This window comes from Sediminibacillus albus (assembly GCF_900101125.1).
Taxonomy (GTDB): Bacteria; Bacillota; Bacilli; order Bacillales; family Amphibacillaceae; genus Sediminibacillus; species Sediminibacillus albus.
On the sequence record NZ_FNFL01000003.1, the window covers coordinates 170,539 to 192,670 of the forward strand.

The 22,132-nt window shown below is 41.9% G+C and carries 18 protein-coding genes; 4 read left to right on the top strand and 14 right to left on the bottom strand.

Annotated elements, in window-relative coordinates:
• Nucleotides 1-109 precede the first annotated feature (109 nt).
• From BLR93_RS09935 to BLR93_RS09950, 4 genes are all read right to left on the bottom strand, one after another.
• On the bottom strand, nt 110-2,404 hold the full coding sequence (locus BLR93_RS09935) for a glycoside hydrolase family 65 protein (RefSeq protein WP_093213845.1): 2,295 nt from the start codon (nt 2,402-2,404) through the stop codon (nt 110-112).
• 110 nt (nt 2,405-2,514) lie between these two features.
• Complete coding sequence (locus tag BLR93_RS09940; protein ID WP_425440940.1) at nt 2,515-3,306, bottom strand: carbohydrate ABC transporter permease; 792 nt, start codon at nt 3,304-3,306, stop codon at nt 2,515-2,517.
• A 69-nt stretch (nt 3,307-3,375) separates the two neighbouring features.
• A complete protein-coding gene (locus BLR93_RS09945) occupies nt 3,376-4,590 on the bottom strand; it encodes a carbohydrate ABC transporter permease (RefSeq protein ID WP_093213847.1) in 1,215 nt (404 codons plus the stop codon).
• A 220-nt stretch (nt 4,591-4,810) separates the two neighbouring features.
• A complete protein-coding gene (locus BLR93_RS09950; RefSeq protein ID WP_093213850.1) occupies nt 4,811-6,112 on the bottom strand; it encodes an extracellular solute-binding protein in 1,302 nt (433 codons plus the stop codon).
• A 123-nt stretch (nt 6,113-6,235) separates the two neighbouring features.
• On the opposite strand from BLR93_RS09950, the gene BLR93_RS09955 reads away from it, so the two are divergent.
• From BLR93_RS09955 to BLR93_RS09965, 3 genes are all read left to right on the top strand, one after another.
• Entirely contained in the window at nt 6,236-6,970 is a 735-nt protein-coding gene (locus BLR93_RS09955) for a helix-turn-helix domain-containing protein (RefSeq protein ID WP_093213852.1), read from the top strand.
• Between the two features lie 101 nt (nt 6,971-7,071).
• On the top strand, nt 7,072-7,947 hold the full coding sequence (locus BLR93_RS09960) for a fructosamine kinase family protein (RefSeq protein ID WP_093213855.1): 876 nt from the start codon (nt 7,072-7,074) through the stop codon (nt 7,945-7,947).
• Between the two features lie 150 nt (nt 7,948-8,097).
• The gene (locus BLR93_RS09965) at nt 8,098-9,447 is read left to right on the top strand and encodes a YjiH family protein (RefSeq protein WP_093213858.1); all 1,350 of its coding nucleotides are present in this window, start codon (nt 8,098-8,100) and stop codon (nt 9,445-9,447) included.
• 383 nt (nt 9,448-9,830) lie between these two features.
• Here BLR93_RS09965 and BLR93_RS09970 read toward each other — a convergent pair whose 3' ends face one another.
• From BLR93_RS09970 to ku, 4 genes are all read right to left on the bottom strand, one after another.
• Entirely contained in the window at nt 9,831-10,256 is a 426-nt protein-coding gene (locus tag BLR93_RS09970) for a hypothetical protein (RefSeq protein WP_093213860.1), read from the bottom strand.
• A 219-nt stretch (nt 10,257-10,475) separates the two neighbouring features.
• Nucleotides 10,476-11,306 carry a sugar nucleotide-binding protein gene (locus tag BLR93_RS09975; RefSeq protein WP_175559313.1) on the bottom strand — a complete coding sequence of 277 codons (831 nt, stop codon included), beginning with the start codon at nt 11,304-11,306 and terminating at the stop codon, nt 10,476-10,478.
• Nucleotides 11,307-11,368: 62 nt separating this feature from the next.
• Nucleotides 11,369-12,370 carry an acyltransferase family protein gene (locus BLR93_RS09980; protein WP_093213865.1) on the bottom strand — a complete coding sequence of 334 codons (1,002 nt, stop codon included), beginning with the start codon at nt 12,368-12,370 and terminating at the stop codon, nt 11,369-11,371.
• 194 nt (nt 12,371-12,564) lie between these two features.
• Nucleotides 12,565-13,398: a non-homologous end joining protein Ku gene (gene ku, locus BLR93_RS09985; RefSeq protein ID WP_093213867.1), complete on the bottom strand. Its 834-nt coding sequence runs from the start codon at nt 13,396-13,398 to the stop codon at nt 12,565-12,567.
• Nucleotides 13,399-13,529: 131 nt separating this feature from the next.
• Between ku and BLR93_RS09990 the strand changes: the two genes are divergently transcribed.
• Nucleotides 13,530-15,356 (top strand): DNA ligase D, encoded by a 1,827-nt coding sequence (locus BLR93_RS09990; protein ID WP_093213870.1) that lies wholly within the window; start codon nt 13,530-13,532, stop codon nt 15,354-15,356.
• 4 nt (nt 15,357-15,360) lie between these two features.
• Here the strand turns inward: BLR93_RS09990 and BLR93_RS09995 are convergent, their stop codons facing one another.
• From BLR93_RS09995 to BLR93_RS10020, 6 genes are all read right to left on the bottom strand, one after another.
• The gene (locus BLR93_RS09995) at nt 15,361-16,602 is read right to left on the bottom strand and encodes an aminopeptidase (RefSeq protein WP_093213872.1); all 1,242 of its coding nucleotides are present in this window, start codon (nt 16,600-16,602) and stop codon (nt 15,361-15,363) included.
• 123 nt (nt 16,603-16,725) lie between these two features.
• Complete coding sequence (locus BLR93_RS10000) at nt 16,726-17,733, bottom strand: metal ABC transporter solute-binding protein, Zn/Mn family (protein ID WP_093213875.1); 1,008 nt, start codon at nt 17,731-17,733, stop codon at nt 16,726-16,728.
• 142 nt (nt 17,734-17,875) lie between these two features.
• Nucleotides 17,876-18,286 carry a Fur family transcriptional regulator gene (locus tag BLR93_RS10005; protein WP_093213876.1) on the bottom strand — a complete coding sequence of 137 codons (411 nt, stop codon included), beginning with the start codon at nt 18,284-18,286 and terminating at the stop codon, nt 17,876-17,878.
• A 170-nt stretch (nt 18,287-18,456) separates the two neighbouring features.
• Nucleotides 18,457-18,906 carry an OsmC family protein gene (locus BLR93_RS10010; RefSeq protein ID WP_093213879.1) on the bottom strand — a complete coding sequence of 150 codons (450 nt, stop codon included), beginning with the start codon at nt 18,904-18,906 and terminating at the stop codon, nt 18,457-18,459.
• Nucleotides 18,907-19,035: 129 nt separating this feature from the next.
• Nucleotides 19,036-19,803 carry a TerC family protein gene (locus BLR93_RS10015; RefSeq protein WP_093213881.1) on the bottom strand — a complete coding sequence of 256 codons (768 nt, stop codon included), beginning with the start codon at nt 19,801-19,803 and terminating at the stop codon, nt 19,036-19,038.
• Between the two features lie 339 nt (nt 19,804-20,142).
• Nucleotides 20,143-21,876, bottom strand: coding sequence for a phospho-sugar mutase (locus BLR93_RS10020; RefSeq protein WP_093213884.1), 1,734 nt, complete (start codon nt 21,874-21,876; stop codon nt 20,143-20,145).
• Between the last annotated feature and the right edge of the window lie 256 nt (nt 21,877-22,132).

A 22,132-nucleotide genomic window follows, 5' to 3' on the forward strand; every position in this document is an offset into this window, starting at 1 on the left:
CATATGACAGCATAGGTTAACCAGATAAAAACTGTGTACCTCCATCATAAAAAACAAGACCTCCCAAAACAGGGCTGGTCTTGTTTTTAACATTACCTTTATCATTGATCTATAGTTCTATTACCAAATCTTTCTCTGCTTGCAATTGGTATTTCTCATCGTGGACACATAAGTGTATGTCCGGGCCATCTAATAGATGCAGGACGAGCCTGTTGACCTCTCTATCCACTTTAATAACCTGATGGTTGTACTGTACATGGAAGGAGTAACGATCCCATTCTTCCGGAAGGATCGGAGCCATATGCAGGCCGTCTTCTTTAATGCGCAGGCCAGCAAAACCAAAAACGATGGCCATCCATGTGCCGCCCATATTTGCCATATGAAGTCCGTCCTTCGTGTTGCCCTTTGTATTATCCAAATCAAGTCTGGCTGTTTCTATAAAATAGTCATAAGCTTTCTGTCCATAGCCAAGCTTGGACGCCATAATACTAAATACACAGGATGACAACGAAGAGTCATGGGTAGTAATTTGCTCATAATAATTGAATGAATTTACAAGTGTTTCATGCTTCTGCTCATCTTCAAGCAGAAAATGCGCCAAAATTGTATCCGCCTGCTTGCAAACCTGATACCGATATAAAGTCAATGGATGGTAATGCAGCAGCAATGGTTTTTCTGTATCTGGGGTGTTAGATAAATCCCAGACTTTTTTATTAAGGAACGAATCATCCTGAGGATTAATATCCAATTCGGCATCATATGGTAAATACATATTATCGGCTGCCTTTATCCACTCTTTGATTTCCTCCGGCTCCAGGCAAATATGGTCAAATAATTGTTCAGCTAACCGGGCATCCCATGTGGGAAGCATTTCTGCTATTCTGGCAGCCCACCGCAGATTGTGCTTCGCCATAACATTCGTATAGTAGTTATTGTTAACGAGACAGGTATATTCGTCAGGCCCTGTCACTTCATCAATGGCAAAGCTGCCGTCCCTTCTGAAATGGCCGGTATCCAACCAAAGCCTGGCTGTTTCAATCAATAATTCCGCTCCATAATCCAGCATGAATTGCTGATCGTTCGTAGCGAAGTAATACTGAATATAGCTGTAGGCAATATCAGCGCTTATGTGATACTGGGCAGAACCGGATGGAAAATAAGACGAGCATTCTTCTCCGGTAATCGTCCGCCATGGGAACAGGGCTCCTTGTTTATGGCCCAGCGTTTTCGCCCAGTCCTTTGCATGCTCCAAAATAGAGTAACGATAAATCAACAATTGCTTGGCAAGTTCCGGATTTGTCATTAAGAAAACAGGAAACAGGTATATTTCTGTATCCCAAAAATAATGTCCTTCATAACCTTCTCCGGATAGTCCTTTTGCCGAAATGTTACTATACTTATCCCGGCCGGAAGACTGGAGTAAATGGAATAAATTAAACCGTATTCCTTCCTGAAGCTTGGCCTCACCGCCAATTTCAACGTCACTTCTTTCCCAAAATAACTTTAAATAGTCTTCCTGAGACTTCAGCAAAGTCTCGTAATCTACATCATGCAGGCGATAATAAATACTTTTCGCCCGTTCCTTTAAATCGTCGCCATGCCTTAAGGTGTCTACATATATATTTTGCTTAATGAATTCCACAGCATCGGTCTTCTTTTTGTCGAAAGTATAGCTGAAGAATATTTTTTGCGAATCGTGATCAATATCTGGCTCAATATCACTGTTATTCGGTAAAAAATGGCTGGTATGACAGCCTACCTGTAAGCCGGATGTTTCCGTCTCGCTCATGATAAACCCTGTCTCATGGTGGACATCGATATCCTGGACGTTCAAGCTTTTGGAATGACCTGCAGCCAGACGCGGATCGTCCATACTGATATAATTGGATATATCGCCGTCCACTGTAGAAACAATAGTAACCTTGTCATCGAAATTGATTGGATCAATCGTCACTTTACTAATAAACAGCTCGCGGTGAATAAAGGAGACCATCCGCTTGAATGTCACCTTAACTTCCTTCCCGCTCGGCGATAACCAGTGGATATGTCGCTCTGAATACCCTTTATCAAGATGCAAGGTCCGACTGTAATCCAGTATTTCGCCTTCAGTAATAGCGAATTTTTCTTTGTCGTTTCCGATATAAATATCAATGGTTTGTGCATCAATAACATTCAACATCTTTTGCTGAGTAGACGGAAATCCGTACAGCTTTTCCCCATAGGAAATATTGATTGTATCGTGAAAAGCGTTAATATATGTTCCTCTGATTGATTCAAAAGAAGGACCGTATCCTTCTTCAAAACTCCCTCTCACTCCGAGATATCCATTACCCAAAAAGAATAGGCTTTCTTCGTTTAGGAGGTCGGTATCTCTTAATGAGTGGCTCTCGATCTTCCATGTCATATGCCTATTACTCCTTTGAAAATTAATGTTGGAAAACTCTCTTCTTTGAACCAACATATAATAAATACTAGTCTGTTACAAACTTCCTACTTCAGCAGACTGCCATAAAATTACTCTTTTACCCCGCCCTGGGTCAAACCATTGACGATTTGACGCTGGAATAATAAAACGATTAATAGCGTCGGTATCGTTACAAGAGTGGTCGCTGCAGCAACCTGTCCCCACAGGATTTCGAATTGCGTTCTTAAAAAAGAAATCGCCACTGGCACCGTATGGTATTCCGAATTGGAATTGATCGTAATAGCGAGCACAAACTCATTCCACGCGGTGATAAATGTAATAATAGCGACAGTGAAAACGCCGGGGGCCGCCAAAGGAAAGACAATTTTGTACAAGGTTTGAAAAGCTGACGCTCCATCAATCCGTGCGGACTCTTCCAAGGCTAAAGGTATTTGATTGAAATGGGTCACTAATATCCAGACAGCCATCGGTAATGTGATCGAAGAATACGGGAGAGTAATCCAATAGCTGTTCGTCCAGCCAAGATCAATAAACAAGTTATAAATCGGTCCGATTACAATCATTTGCGGAAACATGGAAACCGCAAGCACGATACCGAGTAATATATTTTTGCCGCGAAAGTCAAACCGGGAGATGGCGTAAGCAGCAAAGGTAGCGACCAAAACAATATAAATAGTGGTAACTCCCGAAACGACCAGGCTATTCCAAATAGCAGTGAAAATCCCTTTTTCAAAAATAACGTCGGCATAATGCTGCAGCGTCGGGTTTTCCGGAATAATGTTAAACGGATTGTTTCCATAAATGTCACCTGTTTGTTTAAAGGAGGTGATCAGTATCCAGAAGAATGGAAAGATTACTACCAGCAAATATATAGATAACATTCCCCAAAACGGCCAGCTGAACCCTTTTTTATTGGCTTCTGTATTGTTCGCCATCATGCTTCCCCTCCTTTAATTTCTATCCATGATATTGGTCCCAAGGAACTTGACGTAAATGGTAGAAATGATTGCTACACAAATAAACATGATCATTACGACCACTGATCCATAACCAAAATTCGTTTGCCCGAACATTACTTTATAGGAATAAACCGATAGAGTCTCTGTCGAACCGCCCGGGCCGCCTCCAGTCAATACGTATATCAAGTCAAAAACCCGGAACGCATCAAGCGTGCGGAACAAGAGTGCTACCAGGATAGATGGCTTTAACAAAGGCAGCGTTATTTTAAAGAAATCCTGCACCTTGTTTGCTCCATCGATGGAGGAAGCTTCATATAAAGAGTTTGGGATATTTTGCAAACCTGCCAACAGTAAAATCGCCATATAGGGGGTTGTCTTCCAGACATCGGCAAGAATTGCTGCTGTCATGGCTCCTGCCCCTGTTTGCAGTAAATCAGTCGGTCGATCCAATATACCGATGTTGGCAAATATCTCAGCCACTACGCCGGCACTGCCGTCATAAAGATAACTCCACATTAAGGCAGCAACCGCTGTCGGAATCGCCCATGGGATAAGTGAAGCTGTCCTGATAAAGCCTTTGCCGCGGATCCCCTGGTTCATAATCACCGCCATTCCCAAACCTAAGACCAATTCAAGGGATACACTGGCAAATGTAAATACCAAGGTATGCCATAAGGCGTCAAGTACAAAATGGTCCTGCAATGCACGCTTATACCCTTGCAAACCAATAAAGTTGGATTCGATCATGCTATTCTTAATGTCATCAACCAGCAGCGGCAAATTCTCTTCCTGCTGGAGCTCGTACTCGTCCGCCAAGTTTTGGACAGTCTCATCAGCATTTTTATAAACGGACTCGACTTGTTCCTTTTGCTCGCCGCTAATCGTAATGACGCCCTCTTCATTACTGAATTCTTCGTTCAAATTAGCTAATTGGTCGATGACTTCCTGGGCACTTTCTTTATCCTCCTCGTCCGATATAGTTTCCATATCCTGAGAGATAAACCTATCAATATAAAGAGAGGTTTCATTATAGAGATCAACATTGAATCTCTCGTTTAGATATAAACCGGATTTTGTCCGGTCATTTAGTTGAAAATCGAAGAAACTATAAGTGAAGGACTGGAGAACGGGCCATAAAGAGAAGATACCGATCAATAATAATATAGGAACAATGAATAAAAACTCGCGAATACCCATTTTTCTCATAAGGCTGTGTCCCCTTCCAATACCTAAATTAAATACTTTTAACCATTCCTGTCATTTACATGTACAAATTTGGTACTGAGCTAGGTTTACCTTGCCAGATTGAATGATTTAAAAGTACACACTTTGATTATTACCAGGCACATGTATAGTCCGATTGCCGTATAAAGTGGAAAAAAGGGCCCTTTTAGAAAGAGCCCTTAATCAGGATGGGAATTACTCATTACTCTTCGCTTGTCACATCCTCAATCGTCTGGACAGCATTATCCAATCCTTCCCCTGAGCTTAAATATTTATGGACTGCCACTTGGATTTCATTGGATATTTCGGAATAATCGGCAGAAACCGGACGGGCAATCGTACTTTGGAGAGCGTTTTGGAATCCTTCCATCGTCAATAGATCGTTAGAGTCTAATACCTCCTGATTCTCTAAAAGCGGGTTGTAGCCAGGCAAATAGCTGCCTTCTGTTGAAAGAATTTTTTGTCCCTCTGGTCCAGATAAGAACTCGATAAACGCCCAAGCCCCTTCTTTCGCTTCAGAATTGGCATTGATGCCTAACAACCAGCCGCCGACAGATCCGCCATTTGGCAGAGGAGCAGCCTGGACATTTTCCACATCAACAGTTGCTCCGCTTTCTTCCGGGTTTTTCAAGCGCCCGTAAATATAAGGCCAATTACGTTCGAATACAGCGTTGCCATTTTCAAAGGCTGTGGATGCTTCACCTTCTGTATAGTTCAAAATGTCTTCTGGTGTCCAGTCAGCTGTAGTAAAGTTATACATTGTTTTCAAGCCCGCTTCAGTATCTTCAAACTGATTGGTAAATTCATTGGCATTGACCGTCAATCCTTCGTACTGTTTGGACTGATATACAAACCCGTTGCTTATATCATTCTCAGATGAATAAGTTTCTGCCATCTTTCCAAGCTGTTCGTAAGTATAATCACCGGAAATCAATTTTTCAGCGTCTTCATCAGACACAATATCACTGCGGAAAAACAGCAATCCTACATCAGGAAAGTATGGAAGGGTATATTGTTTCCCCTTGTAGTTGCCTGAAGTCATTGAGCCAGCATTAAATTCTTCTGCATTTAGGCCGGCCTCATCCATCATCATATCAATCGGCTCTAGATAGCCTGCACCTGCAAACTCCCCGGCCCATACAACATCGAGGGAAAGCACGTCATATTCGCCTGCCTCGCTAGATAAAGAGGTGAGCAGCTGATCGTGCATTTGAGCAGAGTCGTTAGTCATCTGCGTCCACTCTACCTTATATTTGTCCTGGCTATTATTAAATGCTTCAATTGCTGCTTTAGTCGCAGGGGTATCATCACTTTGTGCAGCAAAAGTTACGGTGGTGGCTTCTCCGTTGCTATCGTCACCGGATGAACCATCATCTGAACCTGAACCACTTGTCTCTTCAGTATTTTCTCCTGTGTTATCCTGACTAGTTTCGTTATCACCGCCGCAGGCAGCCAGTACACCAAGTAAAGCTATTACAAATATTAATGAAAGCAATTTTTTCATGAGATTGACCTCCTTGTTAATTTTATATATTTAACTATAATTGATTGTATAACGATAACGCTTACAAATTATATTAAATTTTTTACATTCTTAATAAAATTTTAGATAGAATGGAGAATCCCTATGGACAATCAGACCAAGAATCCTGTCGTAGCCAACTACCTTACAATGAAGCTGGAAAACAGCCACAATGAGTATTACCACCCGTCCTTTCTTTTAGAGAGTCAACTGCTTGCAGCTATCGCCAAAGGGGATGCAGATAAAGCAATAAGAATTATAGAAAGCATTAATCGGGATCAACGACCTAAGCTTGCCGCTTCTCCAGTTAGATCAATAAAGAATTCATTAATATGTTCCTGTACTTTATTTACCAGGGCGATGATCAAAGGCGGCGTCCATCCTGAATTAGCTTTTACCCTCAGCGATGCCTACATCATGGAGATCGAACGGCTGGACAACCAGCAGGCGCTTGATAACCTGGAATATGTAATGTTGTCTCATTTCATTCAAACAATCAAAGCGGAAGAAAAAATGCCATATGGAAAGATTGTCAACCGGGCGATCACTTATATCCAATACCACATCCTTCAAGATTTAAACCTGCATACGATCAGTGCCCATTGCTTTGTCCATCCAAGCTACTTATCTCACCTATTTAAGAAAGAAGTCGGCCTTTCCATCGTTAAATATATAAACAGAAAAAGAATCGAAGAAGCCAAGTATTACTTATTACATACCACAAGCTCCATATCAGAAATTGCTTTACTGTTTAAATTTTGCAATCAAAGCTACTTTTCCGCTCAATTCAAATTATACGAAGGGATGACGCCGCGGGAGTTCCGCGATAGACATTTATAACCTAACCAGGTTAATAAAATGCCGATTTGGGATATAAGATAATAGAGGAGCAGCTTTTCATTATGACTGGTAAGTATGAAATATAACAAAGGGAGGATAATGTGGAACAAGTAATTAAAGACAGATTAGAGGCCATCGGGGACACTTCAGCCATTGACAGGCTCAGACAGACAGCTGGAGGAGACATCAACCAAGCCTTTTATGTGGAATCGAAAAACAGGCAGTATTTTATCAAAGGCAACCAGGACATCCCCAGCCATTTTTTCAAAGCGGAAGCACGAGGCTTGGATATTATCAGGGATACTCAAGCAATCGCTGTACCAGAAGTGCTTTACTACGATGAACCATCAGGCGCGGAAAAAGGGCTCATTATTATGGAATGGATAAACGGCAAAGTAACGGAAACTACCATAGAAAGGTTAGGCAGAAACCTCGCTTTTATGCACAGCAATCACAACAACAGACACGGATTTGAAGAAGACACCTTTATTGGAACACTTCCACAGCCTAATGGATTTTTTGACAACTGGATTACCTACTACCGGGATCAACGGCTGCTTCCTCAGTTTGAAACAGCCGCAGCGAAAGGGCGAATGCCTGTGATCAGGAGGAAGCAGATGGAAAGTTTGCTTAACTCCATTGACAGCTGGTTTAACGGTGAAGTCCCGGCTTCTCTGCTCCATGGCGATTTATGGGGCGGTAATTGGCTGGCAGGTCCTGACGGAGAACCATACCTGATTGATCCTTCCGTGTTTTACGGGGACAGAGCCTTCGAATTAGCATTTACAGAACTGTTTGGCGGCTTTCCGAATGATTTTTACCATGCATATCAGGAGATTTCACCGCTGCCGTACTATTATCAAGATATAAAACCGTTATACCAGCTTTATTATTTGCTAGTACACTTGAATATTTTTGGGGAAGCTTATGGCAGTTCAGTAGACCGCATATTGAATAGATATGCCAAGTTAAATTAGGATAACTGCAGAAAAAATGTAACAAAAGGGTTGGCTAATTAAAGATTATGCATTAAAATTATGAATGTTGTATTTTTATACTATTCTTATACTATCTTTATACTTATCAAAGGAAAGGTGCTTTATCCTTTCGTTGGGCAGGAGGACCCTATGGAGAAGAAAAAATTTGCATTGACAGATCATCTTAAATTTATCATTCCATCGTTAATTGGGATATTTCTTTTTATGATCCCCGTATCAATTGGGGATCAGGTAACTATTCCTATCGCCATATTATCCGGCTGGCTTCAGGAACTGCTGGCTGGCCAGCTGTCAGCGATAATGGCAATTATTATTTCCATAACAGCAATTGCCAGCTTGATTGTTAAATTGGCAGGAAGGGAAGCCCTTGAACGTTATCCCTTTTTTCAGCAGCTGTTGTATGTCAGCTGGTTTTGGCTGATTACGCGGCTGGCTGCTATGGCTTTTGCCATCATGGTACTTTTTGAATTAGGCCATGAAGCGATTTATTCTGCTGATACAGGGGGCTTCATCTTAGGTGACTTGCTTCATGTCTTGTTCAGTGTGTTTTTGTTCGCAGGTTTATTTCTGCCATTATTATTGAATTATGGACTTTTAGAATTATTCGGAACCATTCTTTCGAAAGTAATGCGCCCGCTGTTCAAACTGCCGGGCCGGGCCTCTATCGATTCCCTGGCATCCTGGCTCGGGGATGGGACTATCGGGGTCTTGCTGACAAGCAAGCAATATGAGGAAGGTTATTATACAAAGCGGGAAGCAGCTGTAATCGGAACGACTTTTTCTATTGTTTCAATCACATTCACTTTGGTCGTCATCTCAGAAGTCGGTTTAATGGATATGTTTGTGCCGTTCTATGGTACCGTGCTATTAGCCGGATTCATTGCTGCTTTAATCATGCCGCGAATTCCGCCGTTGTCGCGAAAAGCAGATACGTATGTCGATAATAACGATGAAGTCAAGGATGAAAGCATTCCGGAAGAACATAATGTTTTTTCCTGGGGCTACCGCCAGGCAGTCGCCCGCGGCCGGCAAGAAACTAGTGTCATTAAATTTTTCAAACAAGGGGCTCAAAACACGCTCGATATGTGGATGGGTGTAGCTCCGGTAGTGATGGCTTTTGGGTTAATTGCTTTAATTTTGGCGGAAAATACGCCAGTCTTCCAGTGGCTCGGTGTACCATTCATCCCTTTATTGGAGTTAATGCAGCTACCGAACGCCACAGAAGCATCACAGACGATTCTTGTCGGGTTTGCAGATATGTTCCTACCTGCCATTATCGGGAGCTCCATTGAAAGCGAAATGACCCGTTTTGTCATTGCTGCACTATCCGTCACTCAGTTAATATATATGTCGGAAGTCGGGGGCTTGCTATTAGGCTCCAAAGTTCCTGTCAAATTTTATGAGCTGGTGATTATATTCCTTGAACGTACCCTGATCACCTTGCCAATCATTGTTCTTATTGCACATTTGATATTTTAAGACGATTGACAGCAATCTAACTGAAGCGACATAAACAAATTTTCGATTTTTAGCTATTACAAGTCCCAGCCGGACTATACGGCTGGGACTTTGTTTTTGTTCAGGGTGATTCTTGCGGACCATACAGATTTATTTGGCCACGCACTTGATATGGAAGTAATATCTCAAGACCACCTAAAAACAAACGATAATAAAATATGAAGTTGTAAAAAAGCAATCATCAAGATTCGATTGATAAGGCAAGTGATATAAATGGCGGGTAACAGTAGATAATTTCTTCATAGGATCGGATAAGCGCTGATACTGCGTTGCGGAAATACACTACGCTTTCCGCGGGCGGCTGGTGAGCCTCCTCGAGCTAGCGCTCTGTGGGGTCTCACCTCTTAATTTACTGGACTCATCCAATTTAAGACTTCATTTTTTATGATTTCAAGGAGGTGATTTCTCCCTTCAATTGCATAAATGCCTTCTTCTTCTGCGCTTCCCGAAATATCCAACTTGTTATTCCCTAATAATATGGAAGTCTTCTTATAGTCTTCTCTTTTCAAGATTAAGGAGTATTGAATCTCTTCAGGGTAATTATCTGTCTTCTTCACCTTCATTTTAGAGCTTTCTTTCATTATTTTATCAATTAATTTAACATTGGTTATCTTAACGATTTTATCAGTTGATTCGTTATTAATAAGTATTTCCGTAATTTGCCCATTTTCCATTACATCGCCAAATAAAACGGTCTCATTTCTATCGAGGAAAGCATATGTAAGAAGGATAACTAAAAGGATTAGAAGGAATGGCACAATTTTTTTCATACCTGCTCCTCCCTATTGGCTGAATATTAAATATATTATATCAGTGATAAAATCAGGTTAAAATAGAGGACTTTAGTTATAAAACCGAGTATAAAGCACTTGGTTTTATACTCGGTAACATTCATTAATCACTTATTCTCTTTAGCATTCATATTGCCACCCGCCGCCTGTTTACAGCCGCGGTATTATACCAATTGAGCCTCCGTGTTATCCTCCTAATCACAAGCTGCGGAAGGTTGTGTTTATCAAGCCGGAAAGCTGTGTTGAATCTAATGACGTATCCATAGGAATATCTGAGGGTAATGCTTTCTCCGGCTGGGCTTTAACCATACCTGGATCATATCCCAGCTCCATCGCCCTTTTCCGGTAAAATGACTGGTAGCTGACATGCTGCTGCGGCCCTGCGTGGAAGATTCCAGTAAGGTTAGCCTTCGTTAATTCAGCAATCGCAGTCGTAATGTCGTCTATATGGGTGAAAGTTCTTATTAAATCATCTGACTTCTCTATCGGTTCTCCCTTTGCCAGGCTTTCTTCCAGCAGCAAGCTTCGCTTATCAAGCTCGCCTGCCCGGTTTTTGCCATATAGCGGTCCGGTCCTTAGAATGATATAATCATTTAACTGTTTTTGAATGATCCGTTCCGCTTTAATCTTGGCATTTGTATAAGCCGCTTTCGGATTATCTTCTGGAAGCTTTTTGGGATGATCGTCTTCATTATAAGGACCCTCGCCCTCAGAAAAAATGTCATGGCTGGATAGATAAATGAATTTTGTCTGGGTCGTTAAATGCGTGATTACATGCGTCAATCCTTGAGCTACTAGTAATTCCTCATTTTCCATGTCCATCAATGCCCAAATCACTATGTCAGGCTGATGCTTTTTATAAAAAAGTGAAAATGCTTCTGGCTGATTAATATCCACATGTTCCATTCCTTCTGTTTCCCGTGGTTCACGGAAACAAGTACCGCTGACCTTGTTACTCTCTTCCTGTTTCAGTAAGTGATAAATGGAAGTACCTAGATAACCGTCGGCTCCAAATACAGATATTCTCATTGATATCATCTCCAGCTTTTAGTTTTAAACCACCTTTTACCCATGCAGACAAAAAGATACCTCTATGACTTATTTCTATTAGAAAAGAACTTTTCCTTCATTATAGAAGCATTTCCTTCGATAAATGGCTGCCATAACCCTAACATCGTTTTATTTGAAAGCAGAAGTACAATCCCTAAGGCAATTGCTGCGAATCCGATAATATCAATCGGATGGTTGTAAAAAAGCAATTCCTGCTGGCGTAAATATTGAATGAAAAATCCATGCAAAAGATAAACATACAATGTCCGTTTACCGAATTCTGTCCAAATCCCTGAAACCCTTGGAATCCAGGCAAGAACACTGACGGACATTAACAGTGCTGATAGATAAACAAGCAAGCGGAATACCCCGCCAAATACTGGGGCCCCCATTGCGGTATAAGACTTGGACCCTAACAGCCAATCCGTCGAGAAATCAGGATAAAAGCTGATAATGACGGCTGCCGAAACCATTATTAGCAATCCCACACCCTTTACTAAGTGAGTCCGCAGCTGCATTACTTTTTCTTTGGTTATCCAGTAACCAAGTAAAAAGAACGGAAAGAATACGAATGTTCTGGACAAGCTGAACGAATGACCGATCGTATCAAAGTATCCAACAAGTAATCCTGTCATTACAGCTGCTGATATTCCCTTTACCGGTGACAGCTTGCTGAACAGATGGAGCAGTAAGTGCCAACAAAACAAGCTAAATAAAAACCACAATGACCAATGCGGGTAAAAGGGAGCGGTCATCCAGTCTCCTTTCCCGATAAAAAAGTAATAAACCGTATAAAACACCTGAAAGATCATATAAGGGAGCAGCAGTTTTTTGGAAAGCTTGACAATATAGCCTTTACTTCCTGACCCTTTGGCAAAAAATCCTGAAAGAAATATAAAGGCTGGCATATGAAAAATATATATCCAATGATAAATAACATTTACAGCTGCTGAGTCTGTTTTTAATGGTTGAATTAAATGGCCAAATACAACTAAAAAAATCAGCAGGAATTTGGCATTATCAAAAAATGATTCTCTTTGCATCGCTCTCATTCCCCTTAGTTAAACATAATGATTAGTCCTTTACTATTACCCGTTTTTATAAGACTTTCGCAAAAGACACTTTCTTTTAAAGAGGTTGTTATGGAACTGTCATCTTCCTTAAACCAATTGTCATAATCAAAAATCCCCCGCCACTTCACTACGTTTTGGGTAGTAAAGCAGCGAGGGAAGATCCCTTACGCATTCTTTTTCATTTTCTTTTTCGTTGTTGTCTTCTTTTTTGGTGCTGGTTTGTCTTTTTTGGCCCTGTCTAATGATGCTTCCAAAGCTTCCATCAAATTGGTGACATTGTCAGGGACTTGCTTGTCTGTGGCAGTTGCTGTTTCATCATTGTTTTTCTTTTCATCAATTAAGTCAAGCAGTGCTGTTCGGTAGTTATCTTTATATTTTTCTGGATCAAATTCCGCGGTCAGCTGGTCAATCAGCATTTTGGCAGTATCTAATTCTTTTTGGTCGGTTTTAACATCCTCCGGAACATTGGGAACTTCTTTTACATCTCTTACCTCATCCGGATAATGAATGGTCTCAACTACAAGCGTGTTCTCGTACACTCTAATGGCTGCAAGCTGTTCTTTAGACCGAATAATCATTTTGGCGACACCGATTTTTTCACTATCCTTCAGAGCCTGTCTCAACAAGGTATATGCTTTGCTTCCTCCCTCATTGGGTGACAAGTAGTAACTTTTCTCAAAATAAATCGGATCGATTTCCTGCAAACTGACAAAATCGACAATTTCGACAGCTTTGTCGGTCTGTTCTTCCTGAAGCTCGGCCATTTCTTCGTCCGTTAAGACAACAAATTTATTCTTGGCATACTCAAATGCTTTAACAATTTCTTCTGACTCTACCTCCCGTTCGCAAACCGGGCAAACTTTTTGATACTTAATCGGGGACTGGCATTCTTTATGAAGCTGGCGCAGTTTCACATCTTTATTCTCTGTTGCTGCGTGAAGTTTAACTGGAATATTGACAAGCCCAAAACTAATCGTTCCTTTCCACATCGTATGCATAGCACGACCTCCTTTTCCCCACTTAGTGTTCCGTATTCTATTGCTTTTTATGACTAAGAAAAAAGGAAAACGATAACACTAAAAACGGTTTCTGAAAATCATAATCAAAGGAAGCATGAAGGAAGATGACCATGAAATTAATGCAGCCACTTGCCCATGAAGAAATCCCGACTGGAAATGGCTGGGTTTTCGAAACGAAGTATGATGGCTTTCGCGCCGTCTTGCATTGGCGCGAGGATAAAATTGAATTGATTAGCCGCAATGGGAAAACCTTGTCAGAGAACTTTCCGGAAATCATTGCTTATTGCAAACAACAACAAGGAGTAGTTAACTCGTTGCTTCCGTTGGCAATCGATGGGGAAATTGCCATTTTAAACACTATGTATCAGGCAAATTTCCCGCTCGTCCAACAACGCGGAAGATTTAAATCCGCAGGGAATATAAATAAAGCTGCCGAGTCAAGACCCGCTCACTTTCTTTGCTTTGATTTGTTGCTGTCAGGCGGTACCGATCTGCAAAAATACAAGTATGATGACCGTAAGCAGCAGCTTCATCACCTGTTCGACCTATTGCATCTAAACAGCCCGATTGATTGGCAAAAACGATTAGCATACGTTGAACGCTTTACTGACTGGAAGAGACTTTGGAAAAAAATCAGCGAACAAAACGGCGAAGGCATTATCGCCAAGCGTTCGGACAGCCCATACTCGGAGGGAAAGTCTCACAGAGACTGGCTGAAAATAAAAAACTGGCGTACGATTAGTGCTTTTATTACCGCCTATGACCTGCAAAACGGTTACTTTGAGATTGCTGTCTATCAAGATGGACAGCAAATACCAGTGGGAAAATTCAAGCACGGATTGGAAGGGGAACAGCTGGCAATAGTTAAGCGCCTGATTACAGCGAAAGGAAACAAGGAGGGGAACGTTTATTTCCTGCCTCCCGCTATTTGTGTAGACATCCATTGTCTGGACGTTAAAGATGGTGAATTGCGCGAGCCTGTATTTCATCGTTTTCGCGTCGATCTGAAGCCTGAACAATGTACGTGGCAGCAGGCAAAACAAAGCTTGGCCATGCTTCCGCAGAGCATCCATCTAACGAACCAGCAAAAAGTATTCTGGCCGGAAAAGCAGCTTACCAAGGGAGACATGGTCATTTACTTTCGAGAAATCGCCCCGTATATGCTGCCTTTTTTACGCGGAAAAGCATTAACTGTCATTCGCTGTCCCGATGGAGTTGCTGGTGAATCTTTTTTTCAAAAACATTTGCCTGCCTATGCCCCTGACTATTTGGCAGGAACTAAGACGAAGGAAGAAACTCTGCTGCACTGTGGAACAACAGAAGCACTTATTTGGCTGGCCAACCATGGAGCTCTCGAATACCATGTCCCTTTTCAGTACATGGGAAGCGCTGTTCCCAATGAGATTGTTTTTGATTTGGATCCTCCTGGCATTAAGGAGTTTAAGCTAGCTGCTTTTGCCGCTCAATTGCTAAAAGAACTGCTTGACAAGCTGGAACTGGTTTCCTTTGTCAAGACTTCTGGGAATAAAGGGATTCAAGTATATATTCCTATACCTGAACACAGCCTTACCTATGCAGAAACAGCTTCCTTCACACAAGCGATTGCCTTGCTGCTAGAGAACCAGCATGGCGATTTATTTACCACCCAGCGGCTGAAAAAAAATCGAGGAGGTAAGCTTTATATCGACTACGTACAACACGGAAGGGATAAAACGTTGATTGCCCCCTATTCACCTAGAAAAACGGAACAGGCAACTGTATCCACCCCTTTGTTTTGGGGAGAAGTAGCAGCACAATTATCGCCGGAACAATTTACAATTGGCACTGTAGTGGAAAGAGTAAAAGAAAAAGGCTGCCCCTTTGCCGGTTACCACCAGGCAAGGGACAGCCAAAAGCTTGATTTGGTTAAACAATTTATTGCACAAAGCCGGTCATAGAAGCTTATTCAAAAGAAATTGCCCAGCTTCCATCGCGGAAAATCGCTTCCTTGCTGCCATCCTTTGTGATTCCATCAATATTAAGCTCGGCCGAGCCCATCATGAAGTCTTCGTGGTTGAGGCTGTCATTGACACCATGCTTATCCATATCTTGTTTACTCATGTCTGGACCGTTTTCAATATTGGTAGGGTATGCTTTTCCTAACGCTAGATGACAGGAAGCATTTTCATCAAACAACGTATTGAAAAAGATGATTCTTGATTGGGAAATTGGTGACTCATGCGGTACAAGGGCTACTTCTCCCAACCTGCGTGACCCTTCGTCTGTATCAAGCAGATGCTTTAATGTTTCTTCTCCCTGCTCTGCTGAAAAATCAACCACTTTTCCGTCTTTAAATGTAAGCTTGAAATTCTCAATCAAATTGCCGCCATAGCTTAATGGCTTGGTACTTTTAACGGTTCCGTTGACTCCATACTTGTGGGGCATTGTGAAAACTTCTTCTGTCGGCATGTTCGGGTTAAACTCTACTCCATTAGGAGAAACGGCCGAACCCCCGTGCCATATGTGGTTTTCAGGAAGATCAATAGTCAGGTCTGTACCATCAGCATGATAAACCAGTTGTTTGTATTGTTTTCTGTTTAAATATTCCCGCGCTTGGCGTAATGTTTCATTATGGTCCGCCCAGGCCTTGACAGGATCAGGCTGATCGATTCGTGTAATGCTGAAGATTTTTTCCCAGAGGTTTGCTTGTGCTTCTTCTGCTGTTTGTTCCGGAAAAACTTTTTTCGCCCATGATATCGTCGGATAACCAACAATGGACCAACAAACTTTATCGTTCATAATATAATCTCGATATTCACTGAGTGCCTCTCCGCCTGCCTTATTGGCAGCAGCTATTCTTTCTCCATCAATATCTTTCAACAAGTCAGGATTTTCACCGTAAATAGACAATAGGGCATACCCGTCTTTTACCATTTCTTCCAGCCCTTGCGCTTTCCATCTTGGAAAGTTTTTTAGTATGTCCATTGGTGCATGTTTCATCTTTAAATAAGTTAAATCCTCATCGTTCCACTCGATATGGACGTTTTTTGCGCCGGCTAGATAAGCTTCCCTGGCAACCATCCGCGTAAACCCAGCGGCTTCTACAGGAGAGTTGAGAATCAACCCTTGTCCCTCTTGGAGGTTGACGCCAGTTTGAATAGCCAGCTTTGCATATTTCTTTAATTGTTCTTCCTGTTTATCCATCAGCAATCTTCCCTTCCCTTTTTCTTTCTATTATTTCATAAAAGACCATATAAAGGTAGTGGCCAATTTTCAGATAAAAAAAGTGCCGCTGTCACCAGCTGCACTTTCTGTCTATCTCCCTTCTTACTGCAAAGCTATTTTCAAAGTTTCCAAGTTTTGCTCCATTAAACTGAAATAATCTTCCTCATTCTGAATATCTTCTTCGGTGAGAACAGCTAAATTGTGAATCCGTAAAGTTTCTGCTCCAACTTCTTTTTGGACGACTTCTGCGACGCGAGGGGTTACATTTTGTTCAAATAAAATATAATGCAAGTCATGCTCCCTTGCTTCATCTATTATATATTCCAACTGTTTTTGCGACGGTTCAGACGCAGTAGATACTCCAGAAACCGCTATCTGCTCAATGCCATACGCATTTTCCCAATAACCAAAGGCAGCATGTGAAACAAGTATTTGTTTATCTTGATACTCCTGTTCAATCTGGTGAAATTCCTCATCAAGCGACTCTAATTGAGCCTTCAGCTTCTCAAAATTCTCGTTGAATACCTTCTCCTGCTCCGGCATCAGACTGACCAGCTCATCTTTAATATTTTCTGCTAAACCAATAGAGCGATTCGGGTCCAGCCATATGTGCGGATCAAAATCACCGTGGTCATGTTCTTCTTCTCCTGCTTCATCCTCCTCATGGGCATGAGCATCATCCCCGTGATCGTGGTCACTATGGTCGGCTTCCTCTTCATGGTGATGGTCGTGAGCTGAAGTAATAAAGGCGCTTCCGTTTCCTGCCTCCAGCATGCTTACATCCTCTGTTTTGACAGCACCAGCAATTTTATCTGCATACGATTCCAATCCTGCTTCTAAGTATATAAATGCGTCTGCCTGTGCAATGTCTACCATGGTATTAGACGTCGGCTCAAAAGTATGAGCATCCGTTCCCGGCGCTAATAACGATTCAACCTGTACCAGGTCACCGCCAATTTTTTCTGTAAAATCTTGTAGCGGGTATAATGTTGTATAGATAGCCAGCTTTTCTTCACTATCCGCATTTCCTTCATTCTCTACAGTTTCTGCTCCGCATCCTGCCAGAAATGCTACTATAGCTGCTGCTAACCAAAGCAATCCCTTCTTCATATAGTTCCTCCTCATTAAATATAAATAAACAATTACGCAACCTAAAGGGATTATATCGTAATGGTTACGTTTTGTAAATAGTAACTATTACGTTTTAAAATTTGAAGAAAAAAACTGTCCTAGCTATATTTGCTGAACAGTTTTATCTACACTCCGGGCATTTTCCATATACTTCAAACTTATGATTGGCTATTTCGTATTCTGGTAAATCGCTTGCCACTTCATCAATCGGGCAGATCCTCAATGGTCTTGTTGTTCCGCAATCCATACAAATAAAGTGGTGGTGATGGCCATCAATATTACAATGGAAACGGAAATATTTTTCGCCTTCAAGAGTGGTTGTTTCCAGTATTTCCAGCTCGACCATTGTGTATAAGTTGCGGTAAACCGTATCATAACTGGCGCCGGGAAAATCCTTGCCGAATTCCTTCCATATCGAATTCACGGATAAATATTGGTCGTGGGTTGAAAAAATATCCAGTAACTTTTCTCTTTGCCTTGTATGTTTAAAGCCATTCCTTTTTAGTAAGTTCAATGCTTGTGATTCATTCATTCCATTTCACCCTTCAGTTGAATAAATGCGCTTCGTTTCATTATAATCAATCGGAATCGTTTTTATCAAACGGGCGAAGCACATCTCTCTGCTGCCAAAGATCAGAAACAACCCCAGCGTCTTGGGATACAGACCTACAGTCTGGGAATTCCCAAACTTAACCAAGTTTGCTAAGAGACAATGGAAACTTCTGCTTCCAATTGCAATTCCACATTTCCCATTACTGCTCTGGATATCATACAGGATTGCTCAGCCTTCTCGACAAGCTGCTTTGTTTTTATGATGTCTGCATCTGTGCTCCCACTCTTCAGGAGAACGGTTGGGCGGTGGATAATTTTTTTATAAGTGAATACACCATTCGTTACATCAACGATACCTTCAGATTTTAAATCCATATTGGCCAGTGGAAGTTCTGCCCGCTCTATCATTGCTCCCAAAGTAATGATGTAGCAGGTAGAAGCAGCACCTAGCAGCATTTCATCAGGGTTGGTACCTACTCCAGGACCATCCATTTCCGGCGGAATCGATATTTCCGTCTGCAGGTTGCCTGCATGAATACTACCTACGGCATTCCTCCCGCCAGGCCAATCTGCTTGTAAATGAAAATGATGAGTAGCCATTCATAGCTTCCTTTCTATTGTCTATTCTTCTTCTATTTTAATGGTAGGAGCAGCACTAGATAAAATATAATGCTTGCAAACGAGCAAAAGCGGCTGCCCCATGATGAGAGCAGCCGTTAGTTCCAGGCTCTATGCCGCTTTATTTTGCTTGTTTCCTGATAGAAACCAGCCTGCCACTGCAATAGCAACCAGTACACCATAGAAAATTAATTTCCAAATAGTGGAGTGAGCAAAGTCATGAGGCAGTAAATGAATGGCATCATGGCCAAGTACTGTCACTAATAATTTCACCCCTACCCAGCCAACAATTGCAAATGCTGCAATTTCAAGACCAGGACGGTCGTGCAACAGTTTTACGAACATGTTAGCAGCAAAACGCATGATAATCAATCCGATCATTCCGCCGGCAAAGACAACCGCAAACTGGGCGCCATCCAGACTCCCTACGTTCGGCAGCCCTGTAGCTGGCAACGCAACCGCTAAAGCTACTGCTGCCAAAATTGAATCGACCGCAAAAGCCAGATCCGCAATTTCTACTTTCAGTACAGTCGTCCAGAAGCCGCTTCCTTTTGTTTCTTTCTCGATTTCTTCTTCGTCATCTTTTCCTCTTTTCGAGAGCTTGTCATACAAGTGTTTTCCGGAAATAAACAAAAGATAGGCAGCGCCGATAGCTTGTACCTGCCACACATCCACAAGAAAAGAGATAATGAAAAGTGAACCAAACCGGAGGACAAACGCACCAGCGAGTCCATAGAAAAGAGCCCTTTTCCTTTGCTCGTCCGGCAGATGCTTAACCATGATAGCTAATACTAGTGCATTATCTGCTGCTAAAATGCCTTCCAGTCCTACTAAAACAATGAGTACCCAGCCGTATTCAATCAGCAGTTGTACATCCAAAAATAAACACTCCTTCTATAGTTCCTCTATTAGACCAAATAAAAATGGTCTCCACCAATACTGGTAAAGACCATGAAAAGAGACCTTTACCCTGGTGGTAAAGGTCTCGCTAACAACGTTGGTTGCCAATTAAGCCGGAGAATACTCTCGAAATGACGACTTTAATTGTACAGCTACTCCCCTTTAGATGGTTATATCATAATCATAACCGCAGGCAAAGTCAACTGTTTTAAATGCGAAATAGTGACTTTGCCTTTCGCCGCCTCCAGGACACACACTTATCGTTACCCGATAAAGCGGCGCCTATACATGGGGACAGCTTTTACACAGGATTTCCAATTATCCATGAATGACCGACTGCATACGATCATTCATTTGTTGTTTTAACTCTTTTAGTGTTTCCTCGCTTTCTTGTCGGCTCGTACTGGAAACACCGAAATAGCATTTGATTTTCGGCTCTGTGCCAGATGGCCGCAGACACACCCAACTATCCTTCTCCAACAAATACTTGACCACATTTTCCGCAGGTAAATCTATTTTTTCTGTACTACCTGCTTCTATCAACTGGCGCTCAGAGGTTTGATAATCCTCTGCGGCCTTGACTTGCAATCCGCCAATTTCCGTTAATGGGTTTTTCCTTATATCGTCCATGATCGCTGCTATTTGCTCAGCGCCATCTTTCCCTTTCAAGGTCAACGACGACATCTCTTCAAAATAAAACCCATGTTTTCCATAAAGCTCTTCTAATGCTTCAAGTAGTGTTTTTCCCTTCGCTTTCCAGTAGCTGGCCATCTCGCAGGCAACCATCGTCGATTGAACTGCATCTTTATCTCTGACGAAATCCCCGATTAGATAGCCATAACTTTCTTCATAGCCAAACAAGAACTTATCTGCTGTCGTTTCAAACTCTTTTATTTTTTCACCAATATACTTAAAACCGGTCAACGTATCAATGGTTTCCACTCCATAATGCTTAGCGACGGCCTTACCTAGCTCCGTAGTCACAATCGTTTTAATCAACTTACCATTTTGTTTATCAGCGTCGCTCGTATGAGCGAGGATATAATCCAGCATCAGCGTGCCGAGCTGGTTCCCTGTCAACACCTGATATGATCCCTCTCCGTCCTTGACCGCAACTCCTAACCTGTCTGCATCGGGATCTGTTCCGACCAGGACGTCAGCATTACGCTGTTTTCCTTGTTCAATAGCTAGAGTAAACGCTTGATGCTCCTCTGGATTCGGCGACTCTACTGTGGAAAATTCCGGGTCTAGTTTCGCTTGTTCCGCTACCACATGAACATCTTTGAAACCAAGCTGTTCCAATCCGTTCAGCACCATATCGTGAGCTGTTCCATGCAATGGCGTAAACACAACATTCAACGAATCAAAGGTGCTTTCAGAAGCTTGATTCATTTTGGAAATTCGTTTCAGTTCCTCGAGATAAGCAGTATCCACTTCTGAACTAATCCAATTCAATAGACCGTTTTGTTCAATTTCCTGCCGCTCAGCAACAGCAATTTTCAATTCGTTGTCGATCCCCTGTACTTTAGCAATCACCTGAGCTGCTTCCGCCGGAGGCATTTGACCGCCATGCTCATTATATACTTTAAAGCCATTGTATTCTGGCGGATTGTGGCTGGCAGTTATCATAATCCCGCCTGCTGCCTGCAGGTGGCGGACGGCAAAGGACAGGACTGGTGTCGGGCGGAGCGACTCATAAACATGCGCTTTAATCCCATGGGCACCAAGGACTTTGGCTGATTCGACCGCAAATTCCTTTGACATATAGCGGGAATCATACGCGATTGCAACGCCGCGTTCCGCAAAATTGTCTACATTCTCCTTCAAGTACTGCGCAAAGCCCTCTACCGCTTTACGGATTGTATAGATGTTCATTCTGTTGGTTCCAGGCCCAAGCACACCGCGCATACCCCCGGTCCCGAAGGTGAGTTCCTTATAAAAAGCATCTTCCAGTTCTTTTTCCGAACCCTCCATCTCCTGTAACTGCTGTTGTAACGCCGGATCAAGCTCAGGAAATGAAGACCATTTATTGTATGTAGTTTGCCAAGACATGATAATCCTCCTCAACGTATTTTCATCATTAAAAAAATATTACCATAAAAAAAACAACTTCTCTATTACGGTAACGATAAGTAGATACCCGTTTTTATATAAATTTATTCATACATCTATAAGGCCATCCTTTGGAAGCAGTCCTATTTTCTAAGATTTTATTCTATTAATTTATAAGTATGATATATTAAATTATATGGTTATACTAATTTCATAGATAGCTGATGTGTTAAAAATAGTAAAATATTAGAAAAAT